This window comes from Skermanella sp. (genome assembly GCF_059503625.1).
Window position 1 is genome coordinate 1 of sequence record NZ_JCACHA010000955.1, and the last position, 6,748, is coordinate 6,748.

8 protein-coding genes are annotated in these 6,748 nt (G+C 61.2%); 1 reads left to right on the forward strand and 7 read right to left on the reverse strand.

Features of this window, described 5'->3' with window-relative positions; all coding sequences use genetic code 11:
• Positions 1 to 102 precede the first annotated feature (102 nt).
• Entirely contained in the window at positions 103 to 1,614 is a 1,512-nt protein-coding gene (locus AC5JJ6_RS34900; RefSeq protein WP_496046440.1) for a phospholipase D-like domain-containing protein, read from the reverse strand.
• Positions 1,615 to 1,878: 264 nt separating this feature from the next.
• Here AC5JJ6_RS34900 and AC5JJ6_RS34905 point away from each other — a divergent pair, with 264 nt between their 5' ends.
• Positions 1,879 to 2,397 (forward strand): PAS domain-containing protein, encoded by a 519-nt coding sequence (locus AC5JJ6_RS34905; protein WP_496046441.1) that lies wholly within the window; start codon positions 1,879 to 1,881, stop codon positions 2,395 to 2,397.
• A gap of 10 nt (positions 2,398 to 2,407) precedes the next feature.
• On the opposite strand, the gene AC5JJ6_RS34910 is transcribed toward AC5JJ6_RS34905, so the two are convergent.
• The 6 genes from AC5JJ6_RS34910 to AC5JJ6_RS34935 all read right to left on the reverse strand — a co-directional run bounded on the left by AC5JJ6_RS34910 (position 2,408) and on the right by AC5JJ6_RS34935 (position 6,343).
• A complete protein-coding gene (locus AC5JJ6_RS34910) occupies positions 2,408 to 3,163 on the reverse strand; it encodes a class I SAM-dependent methyltransferase (protein ID WP_496046442.1) in 756 nt (251 codons plus the stop codon).
• Between the two features lie 223 nt (positions 3,164 to 3,386).
• The gene (locus AC5JJ6_RS34915; protein WP_496046443.1) at positions 3,387 to 3,692 is read right to left on the reverse strand and encodes a PepSY domain-containing protein; all 306 of its coding nucleotides are present in this window, start codon (positions 3,690 to 3,692) and stop codon (positions 3,387 to 3,389) included.
• Between the two features lie 179 nt (positions 3,693 to 3,871).
• Entirely contained in the window at positions 3,872 to 4,204 is a 333-nt protein-coding gene (locus AC5JJ6_RS34920) for a hypothetical protein (protein ID WP_496046444.1), read from the reverse strand.
• A gap of 67 nt (positions 4,205 to 4,271) precedes the next feature.
• Positions 4,272 to 4,484: a hypothetical protein gene (locus AC5JJ6_RS34925; RefSeq protein WP_496046445.1), complete on the reverse strand. Its 213-nt coding sequence runs from the start codon at positions 4,482 to 4,484 to the stop codon at positions 4,272 to 4,274.
• Positions 4,485 to 4,583: 99 nt separating this feature from the next.
• Positions 4,584 to 5,324: an ABC transporter permease gene (locus tag AC5JJ6_RS34930; protein ID WP_496046446.1), complete on the reverse strand. Its 741-nt coding sequence runs from the start codon at positions 5,322 to 5,324 to the stop codon at positions 4,584 to 4,586.
• A gap of 14 nt (positions 5,325 to 5,338) precedes the next feature.
• A complete protein-coding gene (locus AC5JJ6_RS34935) occupies positions 5,339 to 6,343 on the reverse strand; it encodes an ABC transporter substrate-binding protein (protein WP_496046447.1) in 1,005 nt (334 codons plus the stop codon).
• Between the last annotated feature and the right edge of the window lie 405 nt (positions 6,344 to 6,748).

Here is a 6,748-nt window from a genome sequence, read left to right on the forward strand (position 1 = left end):
TCTCATGGGATGCTCGGTCAACGAAAGGGCGGTGAGGAGTACACCTCTCCACCGCCCCTGGACACAAGCATTATCGGGCCGCCGACCGCTGGTCGGAACCCGTCAGGCATCCCCGCCGTCGTCGCCGCGCCGGATCGAGTACTTCTTTGTATAGAGCCGCTGGCCGGCGTAGGCGGCAAGTCCGATGCCGGCCGCAGCCGCACCGATCACAGCCCAGTTGGGCTTGGTGACGAACTTCTTGACGGTGTGGCTGATGGCACGCTCGACCTGCTTGGGCCTTTCGGGATCGAGCAGGCGTGCTTCGACTATCTGCTCCTGAAGCTCGCTCAACTCCTCGACCTCGAGCGGGACGAGAGTGCGTCCTTCCGTCTGGCGCAGGCTGTCGATCGCCTTGACCAGGGAGCCGCGCCTTTCGATCGCCTGTTCGACCGTCTTGATGCTCACGTTCAGGTGTTCTGCGATCAGGTCGTTGCGGAAGCCGATCACCGTGTCCGCGATCACGGTTGCCGAGGGCTCCCCTGGTACCGCCTCGATCGCCAGATCGCATTCGGTATCGAAACCCATCGACCTGTTGTTGAGGTTCGAGGAGCCGACTCGAAGCAGCCGGTCATCGATGGTCAGGACCTTTGCGTGGACGTAGATCGGCGTGCCGGCCGCATTGACCGGGAAGTAGATGCGGAATCGGTCGTGCCGATCTTCCCGCCTCAACTGACGAACCATCAGTGCCCGCGCGGTGTCCATAACGGACTGCTCCAGCCAACCATCCGCCGACTCGGGATTGATCACGACCACCTCAGGCCCGTCCTGTTCCCGGAGCCGCTTGATCAGCGCGTCGCGGATGGCGTGGGACGCGAGATACTGGCTTTCCATATAGATCGTCTCGCGCGCCGCCAGGATTGCCGTCAGGTAGAGGCGCTCGATCTCCCGGATCTCCTCGTACTTGCCCAGGCGCGGCCATGTCCGGGCGATGGAGACGGGAACCTTCCTCAGGGTAACCTTGAGACGTTCCGGCCACGGATCGAGTTCGCAGGCCGGCGGCGGCGGCAGATGGGCACCCGTGGCGCGGTGCCAGCGTTCGCGCGCCAGCTCGCCCAGCGCTTTTGCGGCATCTCCGTCCACGGCGGTCGTCACGTCATGGAACGGCGGATAGGGCGAGCCGCCCGGAAGGACCCGCAACTCGTCATCCGGCTTGTGGTCGCGGGTATCCCAGCGACTATCCGTCATGTCGATGCCACCGCAGAAAGCCAGCGCGTCGTCGATCACGATGATCTTCTGGTGATGGGCCGCACCCGATGGGTGTTGGGCATCGAGTCGAAAATGAATCCGGCGCTGTGTCATGAGGTCCAGGGCCAGCACGGGCACTATCTGGCGGCTCAGGGTAAAGAGCATCGCCATGTCCCATTTGAGGACATAGGCCTGTAGGCCTGGACGGCTGTTGACAGTATGCTTCAGGAAAGCTCCCAGTTCGTCGGGCTCGGTCGCTTCAGGATTCGATGGGTCCAGCCGCAGCCGAAGGTCGAAGTCCCAGCCAATCATGTAAATCGAATGCTGTGCCCGCTCAATGGCGGCTTTCGCCACAGCGAAATAATCGCAGGCGTCCACGATCAGAGCCATACGGTTGGCTTGCTCGGTTCGCCAGCACGTGCGGCCAGGTTGAAGGATCGATGCTTTGTCTGGCGTCATTTCTTCTTAGCCGCGATCGGGGGAGGGTTGCTCTTAAACTCATTAATAAGCTGGTCGTTCCTTTGGCGGTTTTGGACGAGCCTATGTTTCTTTCCAGCACGCAGATTGTGACGAATTCGCCATATCCAAAAAAGTATTTAGGGAAAATTATTGATTAACTCGACTTAATCGTTAGGGGTAGGTAGTCTTACGGGTATGAGCCATATTTCCACTCTTGACCCTGTCCAGTCGATCGGCCCCGTTGCCGGCGAACATCGTCCGCCGCTGTGGACACATGCCAAACTGCAAAACCTGTACGGTTATTGGCTTGCGCAGAGGCCAGCGGGCGCCGGATTGCCGTCACGCCGCGATATCGATCCAGCCGATTTTTCGACCCTGCTGGGCAATGTGTTCCTTCTGAACGTCAACGAGGGCGATCCCCGGTTCGTTTACCGGGTGGCAGGGCAGAAGCTTTCATGGCTGCATCAAACACCGCTGACGGGTAAGCCGCTCGGGACGGGATTGAGTGCTCAGCACAGTCTCGCGGCGGTGAACCGCGCGCAGGATGTCGTGAACTTGCATCAACCGGCATGGCGGAGCGGCGACCTCGGCTGGTGTGGCCGAGAGTACCTGAATTTCCAGGAACTCGTTCTGCCGCTCGGCGGACCCGACGGGTCGGTAGCGATGCTTCTAGGCATCCTCGTCGCAATCGACTGCCTGGGGAACGAGTACTGACCGCAGCGGGTCAGCCGACCTCACCCGCGACTATCCTGGCGTGGAGGTGCAGCGGACAGACGCCTTCGACCGCCACTCCGGAAAAATGCGATCGAACCGCATCTTCGATCCGCTCGCGGCTGCCCTTTCGGGCGGAAGCCAAACGTGGCGCAAACAGCATGTCGAGCGACGCGCGCCAGAACGGCTTGTCCAACGGAACCCGCGCCGTCGGCCGGAGCGACTCTTCCGTGACGTTCTTGAACCCTGCTGCGGTCATCGCATTCCCTAACGAACCGGGTTCCTCGAAACGGAAAAGCGGATTGAGCGAGTGCTTCGGGTCCGGGCCGATTATGTCCGAAACCGCCGCGTCCAGTTCGGAGAACAGGGTGTTGTCGCTCAACGGACCCCACACCATGAATGCGGCCTTGCCGTGCCGGTTCAGCACCCGGAGCGTCTCCGCCAAGCATGACTGGGTGTCGGGAACGAACATTATGCCGAATCGGCAGGTCACCCGGTCGAAATGTTCGTCGGGGAAAGGCAGTGAGGTCATGTCGCCGACTGCGAAGTCCGGCTTCTTCCCGCTGAAGTCCGCTGCACGCCGGATCGCACCGGCGAGCATTTCGGGCACAAGATCGATGCCGATGACATGGCCGCCCGGACCGACGCGCTTGGCGGCGCTCAGTGCCGGTTCCCCGGCGCCCGACGCAAGATCAAGCACCCTTTCACCGGGCATGACGCCGCAGGCATCCAGCAGAGGCAGGTTGAGGCGGTCCGCCATGTCGGCCATCGGGTCGGACCATCGGTCCCATGCAGGACCGCTCGCGCTCCATCGGGCGCGCTCCTGCGCAGCATCTGGCAAGGCGGAGGAGTTCGTGGTCACATCGGCACCGGAGATTGGGAGGGACGAAACCATGATAACCCCTGAGTGAGCTTCAGCGCAGCACCCGGTTGTCCATCTCAATCAAAAATCCTGCCGACAAGTTCCCGTGCTTGCCAAACGGACTTGCGCCTTATGAAAAGGTGCGTGCGATGACGGCGCCCGTCAGGGGATCTATGGTAAGCCGGATACGCTTGCCGCTGGGATCGAGTGCTTTGACCTCATAGACGTTGCGGCCGGCATCGATGGCGTAGATGTGCTTGATACCGGCCTCCTCGACGGTGCGTGCTATCGCGGAGACCGGCAGTGCGCCCGGCGGCAGTGTCTTGTTGCCGATGCCCCAGAAACCGTCGTCGGCGGAGACGGTCGCCATCAGGATCAGTGTTGCGAGGTTGAGTGCGCCGAGGCCAAGAGCCAGTTTTCCGGCGGTGCTTCTCATGATTTTCCCCTCGATCGGACCGTCGTCAGGTTCGCTGGCCGGGATGGGTGGGTGCTAAACCATCCCGGCGGTGAAAACCCTGGCGTTTTTCGAACGGTGTGACTGTGTTCTATGTCACACCCGCCCGATCGGTAGTGCGTCGTGCCGTTAATTCAGCTTCTTCGATCAATAGGCCTTGCTCAGCTGACCTTGCTAAGCGGGCGCGCGGCGACCGGTGCGGTCGCAAACTCCGCCAGATGGGTGCCGAATGCGCGGAGCACCGGAGCGAAGCGCTGCATCAGTTCGTCGGTTATATGGGCGTCGGTCTTCAGGATGATGCCCGGGGCCTGGGACATCAGCTTCTGGGACCGCATCGGTCCGATCTTGTCGTCAAGGAACATTGCCAGTCCCATGATGACTCCAAGGCTCGTTTCGTCCGGGTCCTTCGCATCCGCGAGAACTTCGTGAAGTTCTTCAAGCAGGGCGTAGGTAACGATCGAAGTACGTTCAATCACGTCGTCTTGCTTCACCATGGCGGTTCCCCCGGCGGGATGAGAAGGATCTGGAGAGTGACGTTAACTATTGTCTGTAACCAAACTGTTAATTTTCCGCCGATGCCACATTTGAGTTCGTCAGGCATTTGACGTCCCTCAGGCGCCACCCCGCATGGTCCGCGATCCAGTCGCGGAGGCGGACCGCTCCGCCGAGATGGCAGGCCGTGGCGTTGGTGATCTGGGGAAGCGAAAGGCGGTGCTCGACGCACGCGCCGGGTTGGCCGTTCAGGCAGGCAACCACGAGAAGCACATAAGACATGAAACGCCTCAGCAGGTGAATTCGTTCCAGACAACATATTTGCTTAATATTGCTGTAACGGCAAACTGCTGTGCAGTGCAACAAAAATACGCCGCGGAGTCAGCGGCGCCAACGGGCGGCGCGGATCTCCAGCGGTTGCAGCACGGAGAACTCGATGATCTGGACGACCACGATGAAGGCGACCGTATAGGCCAGGATACCGGTCACGTCGAACAGCTGGAACAGCACCTGTAACTGGAATCCCATGCCGTTGCTGCGTCCGAGCAGTTCGACGATCAATACGATCTTCCAGATCAGGGCCAATCCCGAGCGGGCGGTCGCCAAAAGGTACGGGTAGAGCTGTGGCAGGACAATATGACGCAGGGTCTTCATACGCCCCAGTCGATAGGCCTCGCCCATCTCCAGGTAGTCGCGGTCGAGCGCGCGGGCGCCCTCCCGCAGCGTGACGACGACGTTGGGGATCTTGTTGACGGCCACGGCCGCGATGGCAGCCGACTCCGTAAGTCCGAACCAGACATAGGCCAGGATGATGGTCACCAGCGCCGGCACGTTGAGGAACAGGACCAGCCAGCCATCCAGGAAGCGGTCGAGCAGCGTTATGCGGCCCATCGCGATGCCCAGGGCAGTTCCGATGGCCATCGCGATGGCAAAGCTCGCGGCCACCCGTCCCAGGGTCGCGGCCAGGTGGAACAGCAGTCCGCCTTGGATGACTTCATCGGCAAGCCGCAGCGCCACGGCACCCGGCCCCGGCAGCAGCCTGCTTCCGGTGAACAGGGCTGCGGCTTCCCAAATTACGATCAGGACCAGGAGCGACAGGATATGGGCCGGCAGACGGCCCATTTTGGACAGCACCGTCAAAACGAAGATCCGGCCCAGAATGTCCCGTCGGCCAGATGGGGCGACGCTCCGACCAACTCCTGTCCGCCTAGTTTGGCAAGTATGTCGTAGACCCTGGCGGTATCCTCCCGTTCGGCGGACCCCCAGGCCGTCGGGATGCCGGCGCGGTAGCCGTCGCGGAGTGCAGTCAGCGTGGCATCGTCCTCGGCCCTGGTAAGGGGGCGGAGACGCTGCCATTCACCGTCGTCCTTGCCCATGATGTCCTTGGCGGCTTTGGAGGCGCGAAGAAAGCCTTCGACGGCCTTGGCGTTCCCGGCGGCCCAGGCTTCACTGAAGACATAGCCGATGATCGGCACGTCGGTTGCGATGCCAAGCTCGCCGGCGATCTGTTCGACGGTCACAAGTTCGCGCAGGCCCGCGGCTTTCAGGCGGGCCGCGAAGTTCCAGTAGTTGAGCACGGCATCGACGCCTCCGTTCCGGACCTGCTCGTTGAGGAGCGGCGGCGCGCCGAACGTCTTGGCCGAGTCCTTGTCGGGGTCGAAGCCGTGTTTCTGCATCGTCAGCGCCCGGAGCATCAGCCAGCTCTTGTCGAGCGGCCCGCCGGCTATACCGATCTTACGGCCCTTCAGGTCGCCGAGCGACCGGATGTCCGATCCGGCCGGAACCATGATGCTTCCGGCCGATGTGGAGTAGGGGGCGAAGGTATAGTCGGCGCCGTCGGTTCGCTGCCGGGATACCCAGAGCCAGTCGGTCACGATCATGTCGACGCCGCCGCCCTGCAAGGCAACCTGGGTCGCCTGATTGCTGGCGAGATCGACGATTTGCAGATCTATGCCCTCGGCTTCGTCCAGCTTACGGCTCTTGATCGTATCGAGTTCCCAACTGACTGTGCCGAACTTCAGGACGCCGACCCGGACCATGGGCCGGTCGGCCGCGAGTCCCTGGGTGATGAAGCCTTGGTCGGTGAATACGGAGCTGAGCAGCACCGCCATCGTGAGAAGGCTGGTGACGAGATGCCGCATGGTCGGGTTCCTCCCGGTTTATGCCACCGGCTTCTGACCGCCGGTTCTGGATGTGACCGGAGGATAGCGGTTCCTACCGACGGTTGGTACAGGCCGACGGTTGTACTTTGGGAGGATTATCGGGATTTTGATCGCGTTTGCGCCATCTCAGCTCATGTCGCCACCAAATCTGCGGAGCTGGTTCTCCGGCAGGCCCTGCAACGGGTGCCTATGATCTCTCACCAATTCAACTTACGGAAACTGCAATTTATTAACACGCAACTGCATGTCTGGCCGGGACATGCGGCACCATTGCTCAGATGCGTGTGTCAGAATTGGAGTAAGGTAGCCTGGATTGGTGAATGAGGCAGTTTCATTCGCCTTTAGGCATATCCATTAGTAATAAATGCTTAATTGTTATATGGC

Coding starts and splice junctions, on each gene's coding strand:
- AC5JJ6_RS34900 (WP_496046440.1), bottom strand. CDS start 1,614: ATGGCTCTGATCGTGGACGCCTGCGATTATTTCGCTGTGGCGAAAGCC.
- AC5JJ6_RS34905 (WP_496046441.1), top strand. CDS start 1,879: ATGAGCCATATTTCCACTCTTGACCCTGTCCAGTCGATCGGCCCCGTT.
- AC5JJ6_RS34910 (WP_496046442.1), bottom strand. CDS start 3,163: ATGGCCGACATGGCGGACCGCCTCAACCTGCCTCTGCTGGATGCCTGC.
- AC5JJ6_RS34915 (WP_496046443.1), bottom strand. CDS start 3,692: ATGAGAAGCACCGCCGGAAAACTGGCTCTTGGCCTCGGCGCACTCAAC.
- AC5JJ6_RS34920 (WP_496046444.1), bottom strand. CDS start 4,204: ATGGTGAAGCAAGACGACGTGATTGAACGTACTTCGATCGTTACCTAC.
- AC5JJ6_RS34925 (WP_496046445.1), bottom strand. CDS start 4,484: ATGTCTTATGTGCTTCTCGTGGTTGCCTGCCTGAACGGCCAACCCGGC.
- AC5JJ6_RS34930 (WP_496046446.1), bottom strand. CDS start 5,324: ATGGGCCGTCTGCCGGCCCATATCCTGTCGCTCCTGGTCCTGATCGTA.
- AC5JJ6_RS34935 (WP_496046447.1), bottom strand. CDS start 6,343: ATGCGGCATCTCGTCACCAGCCTTCTCACGATGGCGGTGCTGCTCAGC.